Annotated in this window: 20 protein-coding genes; 5 read left to right on the forward strand and 15 right to left on the reverse strand. The window is 65.9% G+C overall.

Translation table 11 applies throughout. From position 1 onward, the window contains the following. Positions 1-251: 251 nt before the first annotated feature. On the reverse strand, positions 252-1,658 hold the full coding sequence (locus NA5_RS11380) for a vWA domain-containing protein (protein ID WP_245672192.1): 1,407 nt from the start codon (positions 1,656-1,658) through the stop codon (positions 252-254). A gap of 139 nt (positions 1,659-1,797) precedes the next feature. Beyond that, complete coding sequence (locus NA5_RS11385) at positions 1,798-2,688, reverse strand: AAA family ATPase (RefSeq protein ID WP_062984794.1); 891 nt, start codon at positions 2,686-2,688, stop codon at positions 1,798-1,800. A 223-nt stretch (positions 2,689-2,911) separates the two neighbouring features. On the opposite strand from NA5_RS11385, the gene NA5_RS11390 reads away from it, so the two are divergent. Beyond that, positions 2,912-3,211, forward strand: coding sequence for a hypothetical protein (locus NA5_RS11390; RefSeq protein WP_157110340.1), 300 nt, complete (start codon positions 2,912-2,914; stop codon positions 3,209-3,211). A gap of 174 nt (positions 3,212-3,385) precedes the next feature. Here NA5_RS11390 and NA5_RS11395 read toward each other — a convergent pair whose 3' ends face one another. The 6 genes from NA5_RS11395 to NA5_RS11420 form a co-directional block, all read right to left on the reverse strand. Next, positions 3,386-4,357, reverse strand: coding sequence for an acyl-CoA thioesterase (locus NA5_RS11395; protein ID WP_371856405.1), 972 nt, complete (start codon positions 4,355-4,357; stop codon positions 3,386-3,388). Between the two features lie 145 nt (positions 4,358-4,502). Continuing rightward, a complete protein-coding gene (locus NA5_RS11400; protein ID WP_062984798.1) occupies positions 4,503-5,693 on the reverse strand; it encodes an alkane 1-monooxygenase in 1,191 nt (396 codons plus the stop codon). A 286-nt stretch (positions 5,694-5,979) separates the two neighbouring features. Then, positions 5,980-7,305: a lipase family protein gene (locus tag NA5_RS11405; RefSeq protein ID WP_169811281.1), complete on the reverse strand. Its 1,326-nt coding sequence runs from the start codon at positions 7,303-7,305 to the stop codon at positions 5,980-5,982. A 260-nt stretch (positions 7,306-7,565) separates the two neighbouring features. Beyond that, positions 7,566-8,567: a ketol-acid reductoisomerase gene (gene ilvC, locus NA5_RS11410; RefSeq protein ID WP_174555227.1), complete on the reverse strand. Its 1,002-nt coding sequence runs from the start codon at positions 8,565-8,567 to the stop codon at positions 7,566-7,568. Between the two features lie 68 nt (positions 8,568-8,635). After that, the gene (ilvN, locus tag NA5_RS11415; RefSeq protein WP_062984804.1) at positions 8,636-9,139 is read right to left on the reverse strand and encodes an acetolactate synthase small subunit; all 504 of its coding nucleotides are present in this window, start codon (positions 9,137-9,139) and stop codon (positions 8,636-8,638) included. After that, the gene (locus NA5_RS11420) at positions 9,136-11,064 is read right to left on the reverse strand and encodes an acetolactate synthase large subunit (RefSeq protein ID WP_062984806.1); all 1,929 of its coding nucleotides are present in this window, start codon (positions 11,062-11,064) and stop codon (positions 9,136-9,138) included. Before NA5_RS11420 ends, ilvN begins: the two co-directional genes overlap by 4 nt. A 331-nt stretch (positions 11,065-11,395) precedes the next feature. Between NA5_RS11420 and NA5_RS11425 the strand changes: the two genes are divergently transcribed. Both NA5_RS11425 and ilvD read left to right on the forward strand, forming a co-directional pair. Then, the gene (locus NA5_RS11425) at positions 11,396-12,148 is read left to right on the forward strand and encodes a PH domain-containing protein (protein ID WP_084484048.1); all 753 of its coding nucleotides are present in this window, start codon (positions 11,396-11,398) and stop codon (positions 12,146-12,148) included. Between the two features lie 333 nt (positions 12,149-12,481). Beyond that, a complete protein-coding gene (ilvD, locus tag NA5_RS11435) occupies positions 12,482-14,323 on the forward strand; it encodes a dihydroxy-acid dehydratase (RefSeq protein WP_062984810.1) in 1,842 nt (613 codons plus the stop codon). 309 nt (positions 14,324-14,632) lie between these two features. Here ilvD and NA5_RS11440 read toward each other — a convergent pair whose 3' ends face one another. Further along, entirely contained in the window at positions 14,633-15,526 is an 894-nt protein-coding gene (locus NA5_RS11440; protein ID WP_062985218.1) for a DoxX family protein, read from the reverse strand. Positions 15,527-15,637: 111 nt separating this feature from the next. Between NA5_RS11440 and NA5_RS11445 the strand changes: the two genes are divergently transcribed. Continuing rightward, entirely contained in the window at positions 15,638-16,744 is a 1,107-nt protein-coding gene (locus tag NA5_RS11445) for a PQQ-dependent sugar dehydrogenase (protein ID WP_062984812.1), read from the forward strand. Between the two features lie 66 nt (positions 16,745-16,810). On the opposite strand, the gene gatB is transcribed toward NA5_RS11445, so the two are convergent. The 6 genes from gatB to NA5_RS11475 form a co-directional block, all read right to left on the reverse strand. Further along, a complete protein-coding gene (gene gatB, locus NA5_RS11450; protein WP_062984814.1) occupies positions 16,811-18,316 on the reverse strand; it encodes an Asp-tRNA(Asn)/Glu-tRNA(Gln) amidotransferase subunit GatB in 1,506 nt (501 codons plus the stop codon). A 140-nt stretch (positions 18,317-18,456) separates the two neighbouring features. Next, positions 18,457-19,836: an alpha/beta hydrolase family protein gene (locus NA5_RS11455; protein ID WP_062984815.1), complete on the reverse strand. Its 1,380-nt coding sequence runs from the start codon at positions 19,834-19,836 to the stop codon at positions 18,457-18,459. Positions 19,837-20,380: 544 nt separating this feature from the next. Continuing rightward, on the reverse strand, positions 20,381-20,824 hold the full coding sequence (locus NA5_RS11460) for a hypothetical protein (RefSeq protein ID WP_062984817.1): 444 nt from the start codon (positions 20,822-20,824) through the stop codon (positions 20,381-20,383). 64 nt (positions 20,825-20,888) lie between these two features. Continuing rightward, positions 20,889-21,923, reverse strand: coding sequence for an ATP-dependent 6-phosphofructokinase (locus NA5_RS11465; RefSeq protein WP_062984819.1), 1,035 nt, complete (start codon positions 21,921-21,923; stop codon positions 20,889-20,891). Between the two features lie 71 nt (positions 21,924-21,994). Further along, positions 21,995-24,457 carry a serine/threonine protein kinase gene (locus tag NA5_RS40290; protein WP_062984822.1) on the reverse strand — a complete coding sequence of 821 codons (2,463 nt, stop codon included), beginning with the start codon at positions 24,455-24,457 and terminating at the stop codon, positions 21,995-21,997. A 129-nt stretch (positions 24,458-24,586) separates the two neighbouring features. Continuing rightward, a complete protein-coding gene (locus tag NA5_RS11475; protein WP_062984824.1) occupies positions 24,587-25,468 on the reverse strand; it encodes a serine hydrolase in 882 nt (293 codons plus the stop codon). A gap of 367 nt (positions 25,469-25,835) precedes the next feature. Between NA5_RS11475 and NA5_RS11480 the strand changes: the two genes are divergently transcribed. Further along, complete coding sequence (locus NA5_RS11480; RefSeq protein WP_062984826.1) at positions 25,836-26,318, forward strand: adenosine-specific kinase; 483 nt, start codon at positions 25,836-25,838, stop codon at positions 26,316-26,318. Positions 26,319-26,324: the final 6 nt, after the last annotated feature.

The raw sequence follows: 26,324 nt of genomic DNA on the forward strand, positions 1-26,324 counted from the left end.
GAACGGTCGAAGATCTCACGGAAATCGACCTGGCAACCGTCCGCGCAGTCAGTCTGGCTGCCCACGAGCGGGGGACAGCGAGACGGAACCGCTCGAGCGATTCCCTGACACACCGTCAATCGTTGGCGGGGCCTGGCCGGTATGACCGCTGCCAATCAGTCGACTCTTTGCAGTTGACGGGTGTATCGACCTGCGCCGCAGTCGTATACAACTCACGGTAATGATCGGCCACCGACGCGCGACGACCCGCGTCACGCAGGGAGGAGTCGACCGATTACCTCTGCCAGCTGCTTGACGTTGCGGCATTCGTGCATGGTGATGAGGTCGGCGTACACGTGCGCGGCGGAGTCGCCGGTGGACCAGGAGCGAGCTGGTTCGGGGTTGAGCCAGTAGGCGTGTTTGGCTCGGTCCGACATTGTTCGGAGGGCGGGGAGGTTGGGGTCGGTGCGGTTGGTGCGGGCGTCGCCGAGGATGAGCAGGGAGGTACGGGGGCCGAGAGCATCGAGGTAGTTGTCGACAAATCCTTGGAAGGCCTCGCCGTAGTTGCTGCTGCCGAAGCGAGCGACGTTGGTGTGGCGGATGATTCGTGCGGCAAGGTCGGGGGCCGGTGGTTCACCTGGGATGAAGTGGGCGGTGATTTCATCGCAGGTGTCGATGAAGCCGAAGCTGCGGACCTTGCTGAATTGGTCTTGTAGCGCTTGGACGAGTTGCAGCGTGAATTCGGCGAAACCCGTTACCGAGCCCGATAAGTCGGCGAGCACGACTAGATCGGGGCGGCCGTGTTTGCGGGCGCGCAGGACCGGATCGATCGGCACACCCCCGGTTGCCATGGAGCGACGCAGGGTTCGGCGCATATCGATCTGGCCGCGAACCGCCTTGCGGCGACGGGCGGCGAGGCGGGTGGCGAGCTTGCGGGCCAAAGGGTTTACCAGGCGGCGCATTTCGGCGAGGTCTTGGGCGCGGGCGCCGAGGAAGTCGACCTGATCGGTACTGGATTCGACGCCGCGGCGGGCGATGTATTCGGTGCCGCGGAGTCGGGCGGAGCGCAGGCGTGCCTCGGTTTGGACGGCGGTGCGGAATTCGCGGAGGCGACGGTCGGCTTCGATGGTGCGGACGGCGGTGCCGAGATCGGCGCCCATGCGCTCGACGATGCGGTCGGTAAGTTCTTCTGGCCGTAGCGATTTCATGGTCAGATAGGAGGACCAGCCCGCACCCGATGCGGTGGTTACCGGGCGCGAGGGTGCGCCGGTGCCGACTCCACCGTAGCCGCCCAGTGCGGTGAGGGCTTGCCGGGCGAGTTCGGTGATGGCCGGGCGGTCGTCTCGAGCGAGTGCGTCCACCAGTCGGTCACGTAGCTCGTCGACGGATTCGGAAGCCGACGGGGTTGCCGGTTGCTCGGCGGTCAGGAAGTAGAGGTCGAAGAGCTGGTCGAAAACGGCGCGCTGGCCGTTGCGGCGCAGCAGGCAGGCGGCCATGCCGGAGCGCAAGCGGTTCCGGTCGGACAGGCCGAGTGCGAGCATTGCCTCTGCGGCGTCGATGGTTTCGCTGGGACCAGCGGAGATGCCGTGGTCGCGCAACAATCCGACGAACTCGATCAGGCGATCGGTCATCGTGTCGGTGGTCTGCTCGGGGCCACGCCGCTCGAATGGCGTCACCACGCGCCCTCCCTCGACACCCGCCCCTGTTGCCCCGATCGGCACCCGTTACCGGTGCCTCCTGAGAGCGCGGATTCCGCGAAACGTCGCGGCACTCGACGGGGGACGCATGCCTGCTCTATGCGTCGTGGGGTTGCGGCGATCATGACGGTCTGCGCTCGCTGGGATCGACTGCGGGAAGTTCGAGGCGGTCGATGGCGATGCGGTGGTCGGCTTGGTATTTGAGCAACACACCGAGGGTGGATCGGATGACGGTGCCGGCGAGGTTGCGGGCGCCAAGGGCCACGAGAGTTCTTGCCCAGTCGACGGTTTCGGCGATCGACGGAGGTTTGCGGAGGGTGAGTTCGCGGAGCGCGGCGACGGTTCGCACTACCGGCTCACCCAGTGTTTCGTCTAGCTCGGGCACCTTCATGCGGACGATCGCGCGCTCCAATTCCGCTGTCGGATAGTCGATATGGAGGTAGAGGCAGCGGCGCTTCAACGCTTCGGAGAGATCGCGGTTGGCGTTCGAGGTGACGATGACGAAGGGCTTGCGGACGGCGGTTACCGTGCCGAGTTCGGGGATGCTGACCTGGTAGTCGCCCAGGACCTCGAGTAGCAGACCTTCGAGTTCTATATCGGCCTTGTCGAGTTCGTCGATGAGCAGCACAGTCGGATGCGGATTCCGGATCGCGGCCAGTAGCGGGCGCTGCAGCAGGAATTCTTCGGTGAAGACGTGGTCGCGGGTGCTGTCCCAGCCCTCGTCGTCCGTTGCGGTGATGCGCAGCAATTGCTTGGCGTGATTCCACTCGTAGAGCGCACGGGCCTCGTCGATGCCCTCGTAGCACTGCAGGCGCACGAGGTCGGAGGCGGTGGCGGTGGCGATCGCGTTGGCCAGCTCGGTCTTGCCGACACCCGCCGGCCCCTCGATCAGCAGGGGCTTGCCCAGGTGACCGGCGAGGAATACCGCGGTGGCGATGTCGGTGGAGGGCAGGTATCCGGCGTCGGTGAGCCGCCGCGTCACCTCGTCGACCGAGCCAAAGAACTTACTCATCGGTAACAGTCTAGAACCAGCGGATTTCCACCCCATCCCTGAGGCCGACACCCACCACCTCGGGGACTCGTCATACCAAAGGATGAATCTTCCTGAAATCGTGTTCGCACCATTGCCATTCGTTCGGGCGCGGCCGAGTGTGGACGTGCAAATCGTTGCATTGCCGGGCCATTCGGCGAGCGACGACGGCGTCTTTCGGACGCGCAGATAGAAAGGATCCACGGTGTTCTCCAGAACGACTCCCCGCCGCTTGACCCGAGTGGCCATCGCCGGTGCCCTCGCCGCAGTCCCATTGACCGCGCTGGCCATCCCCGCCTCGGCCGACCCGGCCACCAGCGAACCCGGCGTCACCGAGGTACGGCACCCGCACGACAACGACTGGGATTGCGACCGCCCCGGCTTCTTCGACGACTGGAACCACTCCCCCGGCCGCTGGGACGACTGCGATCTCCCCGGCCGCTGGAATGACCCCTGGCGTTCCCCCCGCCACCTATTCCCCCGCGGCACCTTCGGCAGCAGCTGACCAAGTCCGCAATCCCGGCCGTCCTCCAGCAGCTGTCGCATACCCAGCGCGTACCACGCAGAGGCTCTACCTTGTGCGAAGTGCGCAATGGATATGCGACAGCGATGGAACGGCTGGGGCGCAAGCATCGACCGCACGGCGACGGGCTCGGCCAGGGCGGACCACGCACTCAGCTCACGGCATCGGCACCCGGAAATGGTTGGGTTCGGCATCCGCTGGCACATCGCTCGCCTGCGTGAACCGCTCCACCTCCGCACGCAATTCGATCAGATGGCGCGCATGCGCGTCGAGCGCCTCATCCTCCGCCGAAACCGGAACCCATTGGCGCACCGGCCGCGCCTTACCGTTCTCATCGACCGCGACAACCACCGCGAGACCGTGCGCGGCGAGCGCCGGTTCATCGGAGTGCGTATCCGTCGACGTCACATGCACGCTGACATGCATACTCCTCGGCCCGGTATGAATCAGCCGCGCGCTCACTTCGACAATGTGTCCGATGACAATCGGCCGGTAGAACCGGATGCCGCCGAAGTACGACGTAATCACATGTTGCCCAACCCAATCGGCACCACAGATATACGCCGCCTCGTCGATCCACTGCATGGTGCGACCGCCGTGCACCTTGCCGCCCCAATTGATATCCGAAGGCGCGGCCAGGAATCGCAATATCGATCTCGGCGCGGTCCCTGCCGCCGTGTATTGCTGCTCGGCCATCGCCTCCTCGATTCGCTTGCGAACCGAAACCCGTGCCCGCGCTTGCCGATGCCGCTCGAGTTCCAGAATCGAGGTCGGATTCCATTGCGGCACTTCTACCGTCCGCCGATTGTCGTCGATCGCGACGAAGATCGTCAGGCACTGCGCCGTCTGCACCGGCTTGCGTCGCGTGGGATCGGTCGAATAGACGCTGACGAGAATATGCATGCTGGTGCGTCCGGTGTGCACGAGATTCGCATGCAGCTCGACCAATTCACCAACCGCGATCGGACGGTCGAGATGAATATTGCCGACGTAGGCGGTAACGCAGTAGCAACCGCTCCATTGCGCCGCCGCCGCATAGGCGACCTTATCGATCCATTCGAGTAGCTTGCCGCCGTCGACCGAACCGGCGATGCCCGCATCGGCCGGTTTGACGAGAAAGCGGTGGATAGCCTCGGCCCGGCGACCGGCCGAAACCGAACTCGGAACGGATACGGGGACAAAGGTGCTGGATGAGATGCTCACGACTCACGATCTGTTCGGCTGACAATGGTTCGACTCCGCTGTCCTCGCCAGACAATAGGCAACCGCGCCGCTACGGGCGAGTAGTCAGCCGCGCCGATGCGGCGGTCAGTGGACGTATCCGCCGGAGCGAAAGGAGATGCCGTCTGGTTCGGGGTTTGGCGTTTACGAGACTGATATCGCCGCCGTAGTGGGCCAGCACGCGACGATCCATGACCGCGCGCCAGATCGGTGGGACGATGGCCAATAGGATCATGCTCGCGTAGCCCGCGGGTAGCTGTGGCGCCTGTTCAGAGCTGCGCAGGGTCTGGTAGCGGCGGCCCGGATTCGCGTGGTGGTCACTGTGGCGTTGTAGATGGAATAGGAATAGGTTCGTGACCAGCCGGTCACTGTTCCAGCTGTCACGCGGAGAGCAGCGCACGTAGTTGCCATTGCGACCACGCTGGCGAAGCAGGCCGTAGTGCTCGACGTAGTTCACCGTCTCGAGCAGTCCCGCGCCGATCAGCGCCTGCAGTGCCAGAAATGGGATCACCGCAGGCCCGAAGAGCAGGATCAGTGTGCCGAACAGCGTGACACTCATCGACCATGCCTGCAGCAGATGATTCTCCAGACTGAACCAGCGCTTTCCCTTACGGGATAGGCGTTCACGCTCCAAACTGATGGCCGAGCGGAAGCCGCCGAACATACTGCGCGGCAGGAACTCCCACAGCGATTCGCCGAATCGGGCGCTGGCAGGATCGTCCGGCGTCGCGACGCGCACGTGATGGCCACGGGTGTGCTCGACGAAGAAGTGCCCATATCCCGATTGCGCCAGCGCGATTTTCGCCAGCCAGCGTTCGAGGCGCTCGACTCGATGGCCGAGTTCGTGGGCGGCATTGATTCCGATGCCGGACACGAACCCGAGCGTCACGGCCAAACCCAGCTTGTCGGAGACGCTCAGCGCCGGTCTTGCCCAAAGATATCCCGCGATGAGCAGGCCGATGAACTGTAGCGGCAGAAAAAGGTAAGTGCACCAACGGTAGTAGCGATCGTTGGACAAGGACTCGTAATCCTCGTCGCGCGGATTGCTCCCGTCATTCCCTATCGCCCAGTCCAGCAGCGGGATCACCACGAGCACAATGATCGGGCCGATCCACCAGAATATTTCGAGGCCCGTATGGACCACCAGTTGGGAAGGAAGTACCGAACAAGTCGGAGCGATCAACCCCAGTATCCACAGATACCGCTTGGGGTCGCGTCTTTCCGTATTCTCGAAGATCGACATAGGTGCCTCGAGCCTCCAACAGAACAACACTGACAGGGGGTGGGGCCGCCGAAATCCGTTGCGGGTAAAACTGTCGCTCCAGAATAGCTGTGCCTGCGCCGACTGCCGGCAATCTTTCAAAATCAACTTTCTGACCTGGAGGCTTGCGTGAGCTGATGCACGCGTTGTCGTCGCGCCCGCGGGTGCCGCGCCGGAGATCGAACGCGGTACTCGATCAGCATGCCCGGCGGCGGGTTTCGGTCCTGGAACACGCCCGCCGCCGGGCATTACGCCGAAAATCACACCGTTACGGCAGCGCCGCGCAGTTCGACGGGGCAGGCATGCCCGCGAGCCGATCGGTCAACCACTGCTGCGAGGCCACCAGTGACGGGAAGAAGGCGATCACGTGGGTTCCCACGAGTCCGGAGGCGGGGGGAATTTCGGCGTTCGCGTCCAACTGAACAGGCACTCCGCTACCACACCAACCGGCGGCCACCTCGCGCACCGGCGCAAATGGCGCTCCCTGGTCGTTCATGGCCGAGGCGGCAAGTATCGGAACGCCCGGGGCGCGTGTGCCGATACGCTGCTCGGCGAGTGCCGACCGCAACGCGGGCGACCGATCGATAACGGCGGTAAGTGGTTCTCCGCTGGTGGTCCACTCCGCCGTATTCAGATGCTCCTGGGCAAGTCCGGTCGGGACCGAGCATTTGCCAAGGGCTTCCTGCAGAATCGCCTTGCCGAGGTCATTCAGTTCGGCGTCGATCACCGGGCGAGTTTCCGGGTAGTCGGCGGCAATGCCGTTGAGTATCCAGGCGATTGCCGGGCCGAAATCGGGGCGGCCATCGTTGTATCCGATGAAGTATTCATCGTCCACCACCGGCCCACCGACGTAGGCGCCGCGCACATTCAGATCGGGGGCATAGCTCGGTTGCACTTCGGCCGCACCAGCGGAGGCCATACCGCCCTGCGAATACCCGTAGAGAATGACCGGTGTGCCGGGGTTGAGACCGGTACCGGGCAGCCGCAGGGCGGCGCGCGCGGAATCCAGTACCGCGTAGGCCTGCGCCTTACGGTTGAGATAGTCGTGCACGTCGGGCGTGCCGAGGCCGTGATAGTCGGTCACCACCACCGCCACACCGCGGTTGAGCAGCGAACGGATTGCGACCAGGTCGTATTCGAAGATTATGTCCAACGGAGGCTGAACCTGGACGATCTGCGACATCAACTTCGAGGATGCACATTGATCGCCCTGCCCCTTGGTGCCGCCCGCGTACGCGATCAGCGGCCGCTCGCCCGGGCCGGTCCACGGCATGCTCGGCTGCAGATACGTGCCCACCACCGCCGTAGGCGCATCGTGGGTGTCACTGCTGACGTACATGAGCCGCGTCGCCGCCGCCGGAATCATGCCCGGCTGCCCGGGCGCCGACATCGCCAGCTGCGCCGGTTCGGCGCGAACGATGGTGCCCCGCCCGTCCGGTAACGATGGCGGCGGAAGGTAGAAATCACCGGCCTCCGCGACCGGTTGCTCCCCCGCCGGTTGCGTCCATGCGTGTGGTGCAGTGACCGTCCCGCCTCCGACCACGATGAGGGTTCCCGTCAAAGCTGCGGCCAATCCAAATATTGGGCTGCGCACGATTTCCGATCCTTCCTGCGATTTTGGGGGTACCCATGGCATCTAGAATCGGATAGTGAGGGTAACTCCAGGAGTATCGGTTTTCCGTAAATCCCGACCAGAAACGCCGATCCGGGACGGTCTCGAAGCCCGCAAAACACCCCAGGCGCAAATTCGCGACTTCGCTGATATTGCTCAGCCACGCGGTAGCGGCAACCCGCGGAAACCACAGTGGCCCACCCCGACGCAATCGGGATGGGCCACTGTGCGGTTCGCGCGTATTACGCGGTTTCGGTGATCGGGCGGTCGACCCAGCTCATCAGGCCGCGCAGCTTGGCGCCGGTGACCTCGATCGGGTGCTCGGCGTTGGCCTTGCGCAGGGCCTCGAGCTCCTTGTTGCCGCCCTCGACGTTGGCGACGAGGCGCTTGACGAAGCTGCCGTCCTGGATGTCGCGCAGGATGTCCTGCATGCGCTTCTTGGTGTCGGCGTCGATGACCCGCGGACCCGACAGGTAGCCACCGAATTCGGCGGTGTCGGAGACCGAGTAGTTCATCCGGGCGATGCCGCCCTCGTACATCAGGTCGACGATGAGCTTGAGCTCGTGCAGCACCTCGAAGTACGCCATCTCCGGCGCGTAGCCCGCCTCGACCATGACCTCGAAACCGGTCTTGACCAGCTCCTCGGTACCGCCACAGAGGACAGCCTGCTCACCGAACAGGTCGGTCTCGGTCTCCTCCTTGAAGGTGGTCTTGATGACGCCCGCGCGGGTGCCACCGATGCCCTTGGCGTAGGACAGCGCCAGCGCCTGGCCCTCACCCTTGGGGTCCTGCTCGACCGCGATCAGCGCCGGAACACCCTTGCCGTCGACGAACTGGCGACGCACCAGGTGGCCGGGGCCCTTCGGTGCGACCATGCCGATGGTCACGTTGGCCGGGGGCTTGATCAGGCCGAAGTGGATGTTGAGGCCGTGGCCGAAGAACAGCGCGTCGCCGTCCTTCAGGTTGGGCTCGATGTCGTTGGTGAAGATCGACGCCTGGGCGGTGTCGGGGGCCAGCACCATGATCACGTCGGCCCACGCGGAAACCTCCGCAGGGGTGCCGACGGTCAGGCCCGCCTCTTCGGCCTTCGGCCGCGACTTCGAACCCTCAGCGAGGCCGACGCGGACCTCGACGCCGGAGTCGCGCAGGCTCAGCGAGTGCGCGTGCCCCTGGCTGCCGTAGCCGATGACAGCGACCTTGCGGCCCTGGATGATCGACAGGTCGGCGTCGTCGTCGTAGAACATCTCGACTGCCACTGTAGGTTCCCTTCTTGTTCTTCTTGTCGAAAGTTGTTTAGTTCGAAGCGGTTCAGCTAGCGAGTCGCGGTGATGGATTTCGGCCCGCGGCCAACGGCCACCACACCGGACTGCACGATCTCCCGGATCCCGTACGGCTCGAGCATCCGCAGCAGCGCGTCGAGCTTGGACCGGGTTCCGGTCGCCTCGACGGTGAGCGCGTCCGGCGAGACGTCGATCACCTTCGCCCGGAAGAGCGTAACCGCCTCGATGACCTGGGTCCGCACACTGGCGTCCGCACGCACCTTCACCAGGATCAGTTCGCGGGCGACCGAGGTGTCGGCGTCCTGCTCCACGATCTTGATGACGTTGATCAGCTTGTTGAGCTGCTTGGTGACCTGCTCGAGCGGCAGATCCTCGACCGTGACGACGATGGTCATGCGCGAGATCTCCGGGATCTCGGTGCCACCGACCGCCAGCGATTCGATATTGAAGCCGCGGCGGGAGAACAGCGCCGCGACCCGTGCCAGCACGCCCGGCTTATCCTCGACCAGCACGCTGAGGGTGTGAGTCGTACTCACTGTTCGGTCCCCTTGTTCTTATCGTGCGACATCGCCTCGTGGATGACGGCGGGCTCGGCGGCCTGCTCGTCCTCGTCGAACAGTGGGCGGATGCCGCGCGCGGCCATGATCTCGTCATTGCTGGTGCCCGCGGCGACCATCGGCCACACCTGGGCGTCCTTGCCGACAATGAAGTCGATCACCACGGGACGGTCGTTGATGGACTGCGCCTCGCGGATCGCGGCCTCCACGTCCTGCTCGCGCTCGACCCGGATGCCATGGCAGCCGAGGGCTTCGGCGAGTTTGACGAAATCCGGAATGCGCAGGCTGTGCGTGCCCAGATCGGTATTGGAGTAGCGCTCCTCGTAGAACAGGGTCTGCCACTGGCGGACCATGCCGAGGTTGCCGTTGTTGATCAGCGCGACCTTGATCGGCACGCCCTCGACGGCGCAGGTGGCCAACTCCTGGTTGGTCATCTGGAAGCAGCCGTCACCGTCGACCGCCCACACCTCTTTGTCCGGCGCGCCCATCTTGGCGCCCATTGCCGCCGGAACGGCGTAGCCCATGGTGCCGAGACCACCGGAATTCAGCCAGGTGCGCGGCTTTTCGTACTTGATGAACTGTGCGGCCCACATCTGGTGCTGGCCGACGCCCGCACAGTAGATGGCGTCGGGTCCAGCCAAGCGGCCGAGCGCCTCGATGACGAATTCCGGCGACAGCGAGCCGTCACTCGGCGTCGACCAGCCGAGCGGGTAGCCCTTGCGGATGCCGTCGAGGTACTGCCACCAGTCGGTGAGGTTCAACTTCGGCGCGCCGGAGGGGTCGGCCTTCAGCGTTTCGATCAGTTCGACGATCACCTCGCGGCAGTCGCCGACGATCGGGACATCGGCGTGCCGGTTCTTGCCGATCTCGGCCGGGTCGATATCGGCGTGGATGACCTTGGCGTCGGGCGCGAACGAGTCCAGCTGACCGGTGACGCGGTCGTCGAAACGCGCGCCGAGGGTGATCAGCAGATCGGACTTCTGCAGGGCGGCGACCGCGCCAACGGTGCCGTGCATGCCCGGCATGCCCATATTGAGCTGATGGCTGTCGGGGAACGCACCCCGCGCCATCAGGGTGGTGACCACCGGAATGCCGGTCAGCTCGGCGAGTTCCAGCAGCTGCGGCGAGGCGTCGGCCTTGATCACACCGCCGCCGACATAGAGCACCGGCTGCTTGGACTCGAGGATCATCCGCGCGGCCTCGCGCACCTGCTTGCCGTGCGGTTTGGTCACCGGACGGTAGCCGGGCAGCCGCATCTCCGGCGGCCAGCTGAAGGTGGTCTGCGCCTGCAGCACATCCTTGGGGATATCGACGAGCACCGCGCCAGGACGACCGGAGGAGGCCAGATAGAAGGCCTCCGCGATGATGCGCGGGATGTCGATGCCCTCGGTGATGAGGAAGTTGTGCTTGGTGACCGGCATGGTGATGCCGGAGATATCGGCTTCCTGGAAGGCGTCGGTGCCGATCAGTCCGCGCCCGACCTGACCGGTGATGGCGACGATCGGCACCGAGTCCATCTGGGCGTCGGCGATCGGGGTGACCAGGTTGGTCGCGCCCGGACCCGAGGTGGCCATGCAGACGCCGACCTTGCCGGTGGCCTGCGCATACCCGGTAGCCGCGTGCCCGGCGCCCTGCTCGTGCCGGACGAGGACGTGACGAACCTTGGTGGAATCGAAGAGCGGGTCGTAGACCGGGAGAATCGCGCCGCCGGGAATGCCGAATACCGTGTCGACGCCGAGCTCCTCGAGGGAGCGGACGACGGACTGCGCGCCGGTGACCCGCTCGGGCGGGACCTGGCGGCGGTTCGCCGCGTTCGTCGGACCGCCAGCGGGCGCGGCCTGCTGATTCGCCGAGGGCGCCGGCCTGCGGGCCGAGGGCCCTGGCCGTGCGGTTGGTGCACTCACCGTCTTCGTTCCTAACTGTTCGTACTAGACCCGGACAACTGTGCTTGCACGTGGTGCCTTGCGATGCGGCCACGTGCCAGGACTTTTGTCCCGAACACAAAAAAGCCCCCGACAGCGCATGGCTGTTCGAGGGTGGCGCGTCGCAACGCGAGCTGACGTATTCGACTCAGGTAGTCAGGCTCAACGCTGGACGCGCCGGCCGATTACGAGCAACTCGTTTCGATTCACGCGCATGACGGTATGTGTGCGCGAGTCGATCAGTCAAACAGGTCTCATTATGTGAGACAGAGCGGGTGCTCGAGTCCGTTCACCATGATGCGAGGATGGTGGTGTGTCATCACCGCATCAGTCCGTGCCACCGGCTAAATCGTCCCACACGCCCGCGGCGGGATCGGAGACGGGTAGTTCGCCGCAACCGTCCGGGCCGGAGCAGACGGTGCAGGTCATCCGCATTACGCAGATGGCCCACCTCGGTGTGCTCGTACTGCTGTTCTGTGTCTTCTTCGCCTTCGTCGGCTGGCCGATCGGGCTGTGGTGGCTGCTGCTGCTCCCGGTGGCGGCGGCGGTGTGGATCGAACGCACGCGCACCGCGGTCTCCGCGGACGGGCTGGATCTGCGCACGGTTTTCGGTTCGCGGCACCTGGACTGGGCACAGGTCGCGGGGGTCAGCATTCCCAAGCGCGGCTTCGTGCGTGCGCATCTCGACGATGACACCGAGGTGAAGCTGCCCGCAGTGAGCTATGACCGGTTGCGTGATCTGATCCGCGCGTCGAACGGTCGGATTCCGGATCTGTTCGCGGCGGAGGCGGCGGCGCGGGAGGCGCAGTACGAGGCTCGGGAGGCCGAGACGAAGACGGCAAGCACCGAGGAGCGCGAAGCCGAGACCACGTCGGCCGAGGCCGAGAATGGCGAGGCTGAGACAACAACGGCCGACACCGAGGGCAGCAAGGCCGAGGCGAAGAAGGTCGAGGGCCACAAGACCGAAACCAACGGGCGCGGAGCCGGGAGGAAGACCGGCACCACGGCACCTGACGAGACCGAGGCACCTGCCGCCGACACCGCGGCACCTGACTCCGACTCGTAGCGGTTTTACCGAAGGCGGGGATAGCGGCGGACGCCGGTAAGCTCGCCGACGGATGCGCGATCTGGTGACCGCGTCGGACGGACAACCCCCGCCCCGTACGCGCCAGACCTGTGGACACCGACTGTGCCGGAACCGACACGATGACACCGTCCGCGCCGACGACCACCCTCGCGGCGACACCATCCCGCAGCACAGACCGATGACGATCAGCGCGGTCGACCGCCCCGAAAAGCCCGCCCACACGCGGGAGTAACGTGGGCGGTCGTTGAATTCGCTCGCCGAGCGAACTCCGCGCAGTCGCACATCAGCCCCCGCGACCTCCCGAGGATCCACATGCCACCGCTTCGTTCACGCACAACCACCATCGGCCGCAATGCCGCAGGCGCGCGCGCACTCTGGCGCGCGACCGGTATGACCGACACCGACTTCGGCAAGCCGATCGTCGCCATCGCGAACTCCTACACGCAGTTCGTACCGGGTCACGTGCATCTGAAGAATGTCGGTGAGATCGTCGCGGACGCGGTGCGCGCCGCGGGCGGCGTACCGCGGGAGTTCCACACCATCGCGGTCGACGACGGCATCGCGATGGGCCACGGCGGCATGCTCTACTCGCTGCCCTCGCGCGAAATCATCGCCGATTCGGTCGAATACATGGCGAATGCGCACACCGCCGACGCGCTGGTGTGCATCTCCAACTGCGACAAGATCACACCCGGCATGCTCAATGCCGCTATGCGCCTGAACATCCCGGCCGTCTTCGTTTCCGGCGGCCCGATGGAGGCCGGTAAGGCCGTGATCGTCGACGGTGTCGCCCAGGCGCCCACCGATCTGATCACCGCGATCGCGGCCAGCGCCAATATGAATGTCAGCGAGGACGGCCTGTCCGAGGTCGAGCGCAGCGCCTGTCCGACCTGCGGCTCCTGCTCGGGCATGTTCACCGCGAATTCGATGAACTGCCTCACCGAGGCGCTCGGACTCGCATTGCCCGGCAACGGTTCCACGCTGGCCACCCATGCCGCCCGCCATGCGCTTTTCGAAAAGGCGGGCACCGTGATCGTCGATATCGCGAATCGCTGGTACCGCGAGGACGATGCGTCGGTGCTGCCGCGGAATGTGGCAAATGCCAAGGCATTCCGCAATGCGATGGCGCTCGACGTCGCCATGGGCGGTTCCACCAATACGGTGCTGCACACCCTCGCCGCCGCGCAAGAGGGTGAGATCGACTTCGATCTGTCGACCATCGAGGAGACCAGCCGCCGGGTGCCGACGCTGTCCAAGGTTTCGCCCAACTCGGACTACCACATGGAGGATGTGCACCGCGCCGGTGGCATTCCGGCCATCCTCGGTGAGCTGCGCCGGGCCGGACTGCTGGAGACCGACGTCACCACCGTGCACACCAAGAGCTTCGACGAATGGCTCGACACCTGGGATATCCGCTCCGGCAAGGCATCCGAGGAAGCCGTCGAACTGTTCCACGCCGCACCGGGCGGGGTGCGCACGACCGAGCCGTTCTCGACGAGCAACCGCTGGTCGTCGCTGGATACCGATGCCGCGGGCGGTTGCATCCGCGATCTCGAGCACGCCTACACCAAGGAGGGCGGTCTGGTCGTGCTGCGCGGCAATATCGCGCCCGACGGCGCGGTGCTCAAGACCGCCGGTATCGATGAGGAACTGTTCACCTTCCAGGGCCCGGCCGTGGTGGTGGAGTCGCAGGAGGAGGCCGTTTCGGCGATCCTCGGCAAGCGGATCAAACCGGGCGACGTCATCGTGGTCCGCTACGAGGGTCCGGCGGGCGGCCCGGGTATGCAGGAAATGTTGCACCCCACCGCATTCCTGAAGGGTGCGGGTCTCGGCAAGGAGTGCGCGCTGATCACCGACGGACGCTTCTCCGGCGGCACCTCCGGTCTGTCGATCGGCCACATGTCGCCGGAGGCGGCCAGTGGCGGCGCCATCGGTCTGATCGAGAACGGCGACCAGATCCGCATCGACGTCACCACCCGCACCCTCGAGGTGGTCGTCGACGACGCGGTGCTTGCCGAGCGTCGCGCGAAAATGGAAGCGTCCGAACGGCCTTGGCAGCCGGTCGACCGCGTGCGTCCGGTGACCACCGCGCTGCGCGCCTATGCCGCCCTGGCTACGTCCGCCGATAAGGGCGCCGTGCGTCGCGTTCCGTAATATCCCGACACTCGACGGCGTCCCTCGTGCTCGCATGAGGGACGCCGTTCCATTCCACCCCAATAGGATTGCGGCCGAACGACTACGGGACCCAGTCGGCATTCGCCCGGGCACCACCTACTCGGCAGCGCTCTGCGCAGAGTGCCGAGACCAGGACACGCGGCAGTGGTCCGATCGCGACGCTGCGGCCGTGCACCACTCGGCGCCATACGCCAGTGGGGCGGCCGTGACACCCCTTGTGTCCCAACAACTTTGCCCGCAGACACGAACGGCGCCCTTCGATGCGAAGGGCGCCGGTCAGGGGCGGGTTTACTTGAAGGGGCCGATGCCGGTCAGCGGGTTGCCGCCGTGCAGCCAGTACCAGGTGCCGATGGCGGCGGCTACGGACAGAATGAGGACTACGAAGGAGCCGTAGGCGGGGCGGGTGGCCCAGCCGCGGTTGCGATCGAAGGACAGGCGGCCGGGGCCGGTCAGGAGCAGGACGACGGCGGTGCCCGCGAGGATGGACTCCAGTTCCACACCGCTCTTGACCGAGGACTTGTACTGGAAGCCGGGGATCATGCCCTGCTTCCACAGCCACGCGTCGGTGATCACCGCGAGCACCGCACCCGCGGCGAGCGGGGTGGCCAGGCCGAGCACCAGCAGTCCGCCGCCGCCGACTTCACCGGCGATGACCAGGATGGTCGACAGGGTCGCGTGATCCCAACCGCCCCCGGCCATCATGTCGCGGGTGCCGTCCAACCCCGGTCCGTGGAACCAGCCGGTGAGCTTCTGCAGACCGTGGTAGATGAAGGTGCCGCCGACGACCAGGCGCAGTACGAACAGCCCTAGATCGAGGGTGCCGCGGCGGCCGTCACCATTGCGTCGGCGCAGCGGTCGGCTCGGCTCGCCGCCGCCGGATGCGTTCGGGGCGGGCGGGATGCTGGCGTAGGCGTAGGCCGCGGCTTCGTTCGCCCTGGCCTGTTCGCCGACCGACGGGATCTCCGGATCGAGGCCGAGTTCCTCCTCGGTGCGGGGCACATCCTTGGATAGATCGGGGCCGCTCGACGCGGTATCGGAGGACATTCTGGGCAGCACGCCGGTGGGTGAATCATAGGGGCTGGTCACGCCACGACCGGTGGACGACACCGCCGACTGCTCATCCGTTGGCGTCGCCGCGCCCTCGGTTTTGGGCGCGGATGTGTCTTTGGGCTCTTCGGTCACGGTCGATACCCTATGCGGCCGCGCGGCCGCGTGGGCGGTGTCCACGCGACGGCGTGTCCGTTTATCGACCCGGAGCGGCACATCGGCCGCGGTTTCCGTAACGTCTGAACCATGAGTTTGGTTGTCGCGGGGCGTATCGCCCTGAGCTTGGCGCTCAGCACCGTCGCGCTGGTCGGCTGCGCTCGGTTCGACGATTCCGCCTCCAGCCCGTTCACACCCGAACCGACCTTCAACCCCGCCGAACCCAAATCGCCGCAGCAGAGCCCATCGCAGCGCCCGCGCCCGACCGGACCGTGCATCGATCCGGATCCGAATGTGATCACGACCTGCCTGGATTCCACCGCGGGCATCATCTCGCTCGGCGAGGACGCGCTGGTCGCCGAGCGACGCACCGGACGCATCTACAAGACGGTCGCAGTGGATCCGAGCGATCCGCAGTCGCCGCCGATACTTGTCGGTCAGGTGGACGTGGACGGCTCCGGTGACGGCGGCATCTCCGATATCGCCCTCTCGCCGACCTACCGCGAGGACGGACTCATCTACGCCTACATCACCACCGGATCCGATAACCGGGTGGTGCGCATCGCGGAGAACGGCCCGCCGAAGGCCATCCTGACCGGAATTCCGAAGGGGTCGGTCGGCAATCACGGTGCGCTGGAATTCATTTCGCCGACCGAGCTGCTGGTGCTTACCGGCGATGCGGGCAGTCCCGGTCTGGCGAGTGCGCCCTCGTCGCTGGCGGGCAAGGTGTTGCGGATCAATTCACCGTCGCCGGGAGCCAATCCGGAGGTCGTGGCATCGGGCCTCGGCACGGCGGGCGATCTGTGCGACGACGGTAAGGACAGCGTCTGGATCACCGATCGCACCCCGACCGAGGATCGTCTGCAGCGCCTTGGCCGGGACGGATCGATCACCACGGCGTGGACCTGGCCGGATCGGCCGGGCGTCGGGGGCTGCGCGGCCGGACCGGATGTGGTGGCGATCGCGATGTCGGGGGCGAAGGCGCTGGCGATCGCGAATCCGGATGCGAACACCCACGCGATCACCGCCGCGCCGACGTTCACCGTGCAGGACAAATACGGCAGGCTCGGCGGTGCGGCGGCCGGTGCGGACGGCACCATCTGGGCGACCACCGTCAACAATGACGATAATCACGGGCCCTTCGACGATCGGGTGATCAAGATCCCGCCGCCGTCCCAAGGCACCGGGCCGGACTAACCGCGCCGACAACAAATGGGCGGATCCCTTGGGGACCCGCCCATTTCAGTTCGGCCGGTGTGGAACTCAGGCGCAGGCTTCGAGCACCAGCTCGCGCACGCGAGCCGCATCGGCTTGACCGCGCGTGGCCTTCATCACATCACCGACGATCTTGCCCGCGGCCTGCACCTTGCCCGAGCGGATCTTCTCGGCGATATCCGGATTGGCCTCGAGCGCCTTCTGCACCTCCGCCTGCAGCGCGCTCTCGTCGCTGACCATGCCGAGCCCTTTGGTCTCGACGATCTTCGCCGGATCCCCCTCGCCCGCAAGCACGAAATCGACGACCTGCTTGGCGACCTTGTTGTTGACCGTCTTCGATTCGACGAGCTTGATCACCTCGGCCACCTGGGCGGGCGTGATCGGCAGCTCCTCCAGGGAAATCTCACGCTCCTTGGCCTTTTCGGTGAGGTAGGCGACCCACCACGAGCGCGCCTCGTTGACCGGGGCACCCGCATCGACGGTCGCGATGATCAGGTCCAGCGCGCCCGCGTTCACCAGGTCGCGCATGACCTCGTCGGACAGACCCCAATCCGACTGGATGCGGGCGCGGCGCAGCCACGGGTACTCCGGGATGGTGCCACGCAGCCGCTCAACCCAATCCTCAGCGGGCGCAACGGGTTCCAGGTCCGGCTCGGGGAAGTAGCGGTAGTCCTCGGCGGTCTCCTTGCGGCGACCGGGCGAGGTGGTGCCGTCACTCTCGTGAAAGTGCCTGGTCTCCTGCACGATCGAACCGCCGTCGGCGAGAATGGCTGCCTGGCGGCGCATTTCGAAGCGGACCGCGACCTCGACGCTCCTGAGCGAGTTCACGTTCTTGGTCTCGGTGCGGGTGCCGAATTCAGTTGCGCCGATGGGCATCAGCGAGACATTGGCATCGCAGCGCAGCGAACCCTGCTCCATTTTGACGTCGGAGACCTGGAGGGACTTCAGAACTTCGCGCAGCGCGGTCACATAGGCGCGCGCCACCTCCGGCGCCCGCTCCCCCGCGCCGGTGATCGGCTTGGTGACGATCTCGATGAGCGGCACACCGGCCCGGTTGTAGTCCAGCAGCGAGTGGCTCGCGCCGTGGATGCGGCCGGTGGAGCCACCGATGTGGGTGGACTTGCCGGTGTCCTCCTCCATATGGGCGCGCTCGATCTCGACGCGGAAGGTGCTGCCGTCATCGAGCACCACGTCGAGGTGGCCGTTGGTGGCGATCGGTTCGTCGTACTGGCTGATCTGGTAGTTCTTCGGCTGGTCCGGGTAGAAGTAGTTCTTGCGCGCGAACCGGCCCCACGGGGTGATCGCGCAATTCAGGGCCAGCCCGATCCGGATCGCCGACTCCACGGCCTGCTCGTTCACCACCGGCAGCGAGCCCGGCAGACCGAGGCACACCGGGCACACCTGGGTGTTCGGCTCCGCGCCGAACTCGGTCGGACAACCGCAGAACATCTTGGTGGCGGTGTTCAGCTCGACGTGAACCTCCATACCGAGCACCGGCTCGAACCGGTCGATGACATCGGCATAGTCCATCAAGTCGACGGTGGGTGCACTCATAGCGATCAGTCTATTGACCCGTCCGCCGCCCTCGCCAAGTGGTCAGCTCCCACCGGGGAGCCGTCGCACAGCCAGTGCCTATACCGCACATGGTAGAGCCTGTGCGAGGTGCTCAATGGATATGCGGCAGCCGGTTCGGGCTAGCGGGAGTGGGTGTGTTGGTTGAGCCAGGTGGTGGTGTAGGTGAGGACGTCGGGGGCGATGGTGGTTTCGTTGGAGGTGTACTCGCCAGGAAGGCCGGAGTCGGCGGGTTGCATGAGGTGGTTGAGGTCGGGGAAAACGTGGACGGTGGCGTCCGGATCGGCTGCCAGGCGGTCGCGCATCGGTTGTTCGTTCTGGGTGGCGAGGACCTGCATGTCCTTGGTGCCGAAGAACGCGAGGACCGGGATGCGCAGGGCCGAGAGGGCGGGCGCCGGGTCGTAGGTGATGAAAGAGGCCATGTAGGTGGTGTTGTAGGCGTTGAGGGTTTCCGCCGAGGCGCGCTGGTTCGGCGGGAGCGATTCGTTGTGGCGGAAGGCGAGATCCTTTGCGGCGGCCAGGTCACCGGAGCGAATCAGGTTGGTCCATTCGGTGATGTAGGTGACCTGATCATCGATTCGAGCCTGCGATGCGCCACCCGCGCTGAGCAGCGCGCGGTTCTGTTCGATCAGTACCTCCCAACCCGGTACCGCGGGGCCCGCCATCAGGACCGCGAAGGCGACGCCGCTGTCCGGGCGCGACGCCACCAGCGGTGCGAGATAACCACCCTCGCTGTGGCCGAACAGTCCGACGCGGGCCGGATCGATATCCGGGCGGGCGCGGAGGAAGCGCACCCCAGCAGCCGCATCCTCGGCGAGATCGTTGTATGTGGCGTCGTCGAGTTTGCCGCTGGTGCCGCCGACGCCGCGGTCGTCGGTGCGCAGTACGGCATAGCCCGCGCGGGTGAAGGTATCGGCCAGCAGCAGAAAGGGCTTGTGGCCCATGAGTTCTTCGTTGCGGTCCTGCGGGCCACTGCCGGAGATCATCAGAATCGCCGGGAACGGGCCGTTCCCCTCGGGCAGGGTCAGCGTGCCCGCGATGGTGATATCGCCGTCGCGGTAGGTGACGTCTTCGGAGCGGTATGGATACGGCGGTTTCGGCTCCTGCGGATGCGCGGGGGGACCGATCTTGCCCGGCTCGAGCGTCAACGGCAGGCTCTGGCCCGCCTGCCGGAATTCACCGACGATCCGGTCGGCTTCCTTGTCGAATTTGCCCTCGAACACGGGATCGCCCGGCGTGTTCGGAATCGCGAACGCCACCCGATCCGGTTCGGCGGAAACATCTTTCAGCTCCGCGCCGTTCAGACCTTGCGACGGGATATCGATGGTGGCGCTGCCGTTATCGGCGAAGTTCACCCCCACCGCCAACGGCGCATTGGGCACCGGGATGGACCCGTGCCAATCCCCGCTGAGCGACCGGGTCTCGCCCTTGTCCGACGAACACCCCGCCACCAACGCAACGATCAGGACCAGAACCGAGACGAGCCATCGCCCAGTGCGCATGCCGCAACACTACCGATCGGCAGGGGCGTTTCGGACGAACTCGGCCGCGCATTGCGTCGCCTCGGGGCGGTTCAGGTATTCCTGCCACATCCTGCGGGTGCCTCGGCATCTCGACCGGAGATCGGCAGTTGCGCCACTATCGGATACCTTTCGTCCCGCCGCGCGGTCACTCGCTGATGTGCGTTGCCGGTGTCCGGCACAAGACGATGGCGAACCCTCGAACGCCGCTCTGAATGCGCTCGGCAAATCCTGCGCTCGCACGGCCACTCCAGTCGTCGGGCATTCGGCAATATGCCGCCGAGACAATCCGATACCGCTGCGGAATCACCCTACCCGCGTCTCGAACCCGTAGCGGCATCGCTCCAACGCATCTCGATCGATCGCCGTCCGCAGTGGCCAAATCGCCGCTCGGCATTCCGGCACTGCTGGCCGCCACCGGACGAGCCGGACGATAACTGACACTGATCGTCGCCCGGCATTCCAACACTCCCGCCAACGCTTCCCTGCCCAACACTCCCCCGGCCAACGCCCCCGGGACGAAGGTTCACCCGCCGCGCGCGTACCGAACCGCAGCGGCGATCGCATTCATATCGAGTTCGAGTGTGGGGTCGTCCTCTTGCGCCTCTTGGAATTCCAACATCGCGTCGGACACGCCGCCACGGCGGGCGATGGCGAGAAGCTCACGGCGAACATAGGCGCCGAGCGGGAGTTCGGCGGCGCGGGCGCGGCGGCCGAACATGCCGAGCGCGTCGGCGGGCAGATCGTAGACCTGGATGAGGGTTACCGCGTCGGAGTCGAATTCCGGGGTCAGATCGCGGCCCTGGGATTCCAGGAATTCCACGATCGTGTCCACGGAAGTTCGCCTGCGCGCCATCGTGATCAGTTCCTGACGGACCTGAGCTTCGATCGATATGCCCGCGACGCGAGCACGGCGGCGGAACACGGCGACAGCATCGGTGGGCAGGTCGGATACCTGGAGTTGAGCCACGACGACCAGAGTAGCTGTGCGACAAGGAATTCGGGAGGTCTCGATTGTGCAACGACCGCCGGAATCAGCCGAAAAATGCCTCGGCTTCGCGGTAACGCTCGGTGGGTACCCGCTTGAGCTGCTTGGTGGCCTCGGACAACGGAACCAATTCGATGGAAGTGCCGTGCAAAGCGACCATTTGACCGAATCGTCCAGCGTGCACGGCCTCGGCGGCGTGCAGACCGAAGCGAGTGGCAAGCACCCGGTCGTACGGTGTCGGGCTGCCGCCGCGTTGGACGTGACCGAGCACGGTAGTACGGACCTCTTTACCGATGCGGCGCTCGATCTCGGTGCCCAACTGCTGTGCGACACCAGTGAACCGTTCGTGGCCGAACTCGTCGATACCACCCTCGCGCAGCGCGAATCCCGAATCGGGGGCCGGGTGCGCGCCTTCGGCGACCACGCAGATGAAGTGCTTGTCGCCGCGCTGGAAGCGACGCTTGATCATCGAGCACACCTCGTCCACATCGAAGGGCTCCTCGGGAACCAGCGTGAGGTGCGCACCGGCCGCCATGCCCGAGTTGATCGCGATCCAGCCCGCGTGGCGGCCCATCACCTCGACCAGCATGACGCGCTGATGCGATTCCGCGGTGGTGTGCAGCCGGTCGATGGCCTCCGAAGCGATGGACAACGCGGTGTCGTGTCCGAAAGTGACGTCGGTGCAGTCGATGTCGTTATCGATGGTCTTCGGGACCCCCACAACGGGGACGCCCTCGTCGGACAACCAGCTCGCGGCGGTGAGCGTGCCCTCGCCGCCGATCGGGATCAGTGCCTCGATCCCGTTGTCGTCGAGGGTGCGTTTGATCTGGTCGAGTCCGGCACGCAGTTTGTCGGGATTGGTGCGTGCGGTACCGAGCATCGTGCCGCCCTTGGTGAGCAGGCGGTCGGTGCGATCGTCGTTCTGAATGGTGATTTTTCGGTCTTCGAGTAGTCCGCGCCAACCATCCTGGAAGCCGATGATCGCGTCGCCGTAGCGTCCGTTCGCGGTGCGAACGACGGCACGGATGACCGCGTTCAGTCCTGGACAGTCGCCGCCTCCGGTCAAGACTCCGATGCGCATGGCGCATATCTTGCCCCGCCTCGAGCGATGACGCGGCCGCACCCCCGTGAACACCGGGTAACGGCTACGACTCAATACACATAGACGATGGCGTTTTCGCCGCCGCTACAGGTCGCGAATTGATCACCGGCCGTGCAATTCATCTGGTAATCCCGATTGTTGATCGGGCTGTGCGCCATTACCGATCGATCGGTGATCGTGCTGTCGCCGCCATCGGCGTAGGCCCTGCGCACCTCCTCGGCGAAGGCGCAACTGGTGACGGTGGTGCCGATCGCGGACGAGGTGAAGCGGCCGAGCGCCGGATACAGCTTGGCGCAAGGTTTGGCACCGGCGGGCAGATGTGCGGGCATCGTGTTTGTCGGTTGGCCGTCGCTTCCGTCACGCACCTGCCAGCCGACAATGCCCCCGATCGCGAGCACCGCGAGCACCACGCCGATCCAGACGATGCGCATCGATCGACGCGCAGGCACAGGTGTCGGATCGGGCGGGTACGGTGCGTCGGATTGCGGCATCGGCATGCCGACGGTCCTAGACAGCGCCTCGGTTGTCGCATCGTGCGGTGGAATGTCGCGACGCACCGGATCCGAGGGATGCCGGGGCACGAGCGTCGGCTCCAGACCGGTGATCTGCCGCGGTCCGCCGGTGGACTGTTGCCCGATGTGCGATCGAGATCTGCTCGACAGCTGGGGCCCGCTCACTTGCGGCTGCCCACTCATGGAGTGCTGGCCACCCACCGGCTGCTGGCCGCCCGCGAAGTGCGATCCACCCGCCTGCTGCGATCCACCCTCTGATCGCGGCTCACTCGCCTGTGGCGGACCACTCCCGGACCGCAGCGCATTCTCCGACGGAGCACCACCCGCTGCCGGAGCACCGCCGATCCGCTGCGGCGAGTTCGCCGACGTCGGACCGCCCGCCTGCCATTGCCCGCCTGATTGCGGCGGAGGGCCTGATCGCTGCGGCCCGCCGGACAGCCGCGAACCGATCGCAGGATGCGAACCGCCTACCGATTGCGGACCACCTGACTGCTGCGACTCACCCGACTGCTGCCGGTCACCTGATTGCTGCGGGCCGCCCGACAGCAGCGAACTGCCCGCCGGATGCAGACCCCCTGCCGACTCCGGACCACTTGCCGACGGTGGCCTACCCGCCGACTGCACCCCACGCGCCGATGCCGGACCACCCGGCTGTTGTGGGCCACCTGCCGATTTCGGGCCACCCGACTGCGGCCCACTCGCCGGACCGCCCGCATGCGGCGAACCAGCTACCGAGCGCGGACCACCCGACTGCGAATCACTCGGCGGCTGCGAACCGCCAGCTGCCTGCAGCGGACCACCTGTTTGCCGCAGGCCGCCCGGCTGCCTGGAACTACCTGTCTGCTGCGTGCCGCCTGCCGACTGCGTCCCAGCTGGCTGCCTCGAGCCGCTTGCCTGCGGCGGAGCAACTGCCTGGGGCGGACCACCTGCTTGCTGCGGGCCGACCGACTGCTGCGATCCACCCGACTGCGGCCCACCAGACTGCTGCGGACCCTCGGCCGACTGCGACGGACCCGACGGCGATCCACCCGACTGCTGGGGCCAGTTCGGTGGTTGGCGGGCGACCATGGATTCCGGGCCGAAGGTCGGGAAGATGATGGTTGCTGGGGCGGGTCGGGTGTGGTTGGAGATCTGGGTGGTGGGCGCGTCCGAGTTCGGGAGAGACGGTGTGGCCGAGACTGCGGCTCGGGCTGCCGACGCGAGTGCACCGGCTGTTGGATAGCGATCGGCGGGTTCCTTGGCCATGCCGCGGGAGATGACCTCGTCCAATGTGCCGGGCAGTCCGGCTCGTTTGGTGCTCGGGCGGGGTGGCGGTGTCGAGAGGTGCGCGCGGATGAGCGAACTCATGCCGTCGGCTGGGAAAGGCTGTGTGCCGGTGAGGCATTCGAACAGTACGCAGGCCAGGGAGTAGACGTCGGCGGTGCCGCCGATCGGGGCGGTGTCGAATCGTTCCGGCGCAATATAGCTGTAGGAGCCGATGGCTTGGCCGGTCGCGGTGACGCTGGGGTCGCGCTCGGAGCGCGCGATGCCGAAGTCGGCGAGGTACGCGAAATCCGAAGGGGTGACCAGGATATTGGCGGGTTTGACGTCACGATGCACCAAGCCCTCGGCATGCGCGGCATCCAACGCGGACGCGACCTGTTCGATAATGCCGACCGCGCGGGTGGGGCTCAGGGGCCCCTTCTCGCGCAGCACCGAGCGCAGATCGCTGCCGCGAACCAGCCGCATGTCGATGTAGAGCACACCGTCGATCTCGCCCCAGTCGTGAATCGGGATGACGTGCGGTTCGGCCAGCCGCGCGGCGACTCGGGATTCGTGCCGAAATCGCTGCTGGAACCGCGGATCGTCGGCCAGCGCCATGGGCAGTAGTTTGATCGCGACCACGCGATCCTTGACCGTGTCGTACGCCTCGTAGACCTCCCCCATCCCGCCGCGGCCCAGCAGCGTACGCAATTCGTAGGGTCCGAATCGCGTACCGGCCCGCGACTGCGTTTCGTCCACCCCGTTACCTCCACCTCGCCGAACCGCGCCACGGTCGTGGTCCTGCGATCTCACCCGTTGATTCGGGATTCTCGGGTGCCACCGTTACCCGGTCAAGTGTGCGCCCTGCGGGCGCTGACTCGACCGGGATCAGGAACAGCTGCCGCCGGAGAGTTCGTCCAGGTGCTGCGAGATCACGGTGGCGAGCTTGTCCAGGATGCTGATCCCGTCGGACAGGGCACCCGAATCGGGTTGGGTGGCAACGGCGACCGCGATCCGACCACCGGGGCCCTCGATCAGGCCGAATTGGCGGACCAGATAGGAGCCGGAGGTGTCGGGCCCCCATCCGCCCTTGAATTCCGCGCCGGTGAGTTCGCCGAGGCCCCAGCGCTGACTCGATGTGATCTGCTCCATCAGGTCGATCACATTCGAGCTCTGTTGCAGGCAGGGCAGCCGGGAGGCGAACCGAACCTGTTCGGCCAGCGCCCAATCCGCCTGTCCGAATGCCGAGGCATCGGAGCGGGTCTTGGTTGCGGGCACGGTGGTCTTGGCATCGCCGCCCTCGCGCAGCACGGCCTCGACCGCCTTGGCCGCCTCCTGCGCGGTGCCGAGCGACTGCCAGAGCGTATCGGCGGCGGCGTTGTCGGACTGGGTGATCGCCGCCGTCGCCGCGTAGCTCGAGCTCGTCGAGCTCTTGCGCTGCGAAGCGATGACCAGCGGCACCTTCATCGTCGACCAGGCGGGTCCGGTGGTCCAGTCGCCGAAGGTCACCATCTTCTGGCCGCCGACCGGCATGATCGCCATGCCGAGTTTGGCATGCGCACTCAACTGCAGTTCCTGGAAACCGGCGGCCAGTGTGCCCGGCACCGTGAAGGACAGCTGCTGCTGGTCGGTGTGCGCGGCAGCCGCGGTGATGCTGGGCTCGGCGGAAGGCTTGTCCGCGTCCGTGCCGCATCCGGCCACCATGAGGAGTCCCGCCAGCGCGGTACCGCCGACCGCTTTGCGCAGGCGCCGGGATAGCTCAAAATACATACTTCGACACATTCTCGTTTCGAACTCGCCCAGGTCTCGATGTCAATACGGCATCCCGACACCGTACTTGGCATTCACACCGACCGCCCACCCCAACCGCGCCGACGCCGCTCAACCCCGCACAGCGACAAAGGCTTACGGCGTGGTCAAACGGCATGTACACCGTAATGCGCCCGCTCGGCGTCGCTGCTCGTGCCTGATCGCGCGCCACCGCCCTCATCCGCGAACTTCTTGTGATCATCGCCTCGCAACGTACTCGACAAATCCCGCACGGCCCACTTTTCCTGGTACCAGGGGTACTGCGCGTCTCGAAGGAAAGGGCGTGTCGCCGTGGCGCACAGACTCGAGCGCGGCGCAGGATAGTTCGATGGAGCTGACTTCGGTACCCATCGATAAACCGGACGATCTCAACGTCATCATCGGACAGGCCCACTTCATCAAGGCGGTCGAGGACCTGCACGAGGCACTGGTCGGGATCAGTCCGCACCTGCGTTTCGGCCTGGCATTCGCTGAGGCATCCGGACCGCGGCTGATCCGGACCTCCGGCAATGACGACGAGCTGACCGAACTCGCCACTGAGAATGCCGTGGCGGTCGGCGCAGGACATTCGTTCATAGTGTTCCTGCGTGAGGGTTATCCGGTCAATGTGCTCAATGCGATACGACAGGTTCCCGAGGTCTGCGGAATCTTCTGCGCCACAGCGAATCCGGTCGAAGTATTGATTGCCGAGACCGAATCGGGGCGCGGAATCATCGGAGTTGTCGACGGGGGTGCGCCACTCGGCGTAGAAGGCCCGAGCGACAAAGAAGCCCGCAAACAACTACTCCGCCAAATCGGCTACAAGCTGTAGCAAATC

Source organism: Nocardia anaemiae NBRC 100462 (assembly GCF_001612725.1).
Lineage (GTDB): Bacteria > Actinomycetota > Actinomycetes > Mycobacteriales > Mycobacteriaceae > Nocardia > Nocardia anaemiae.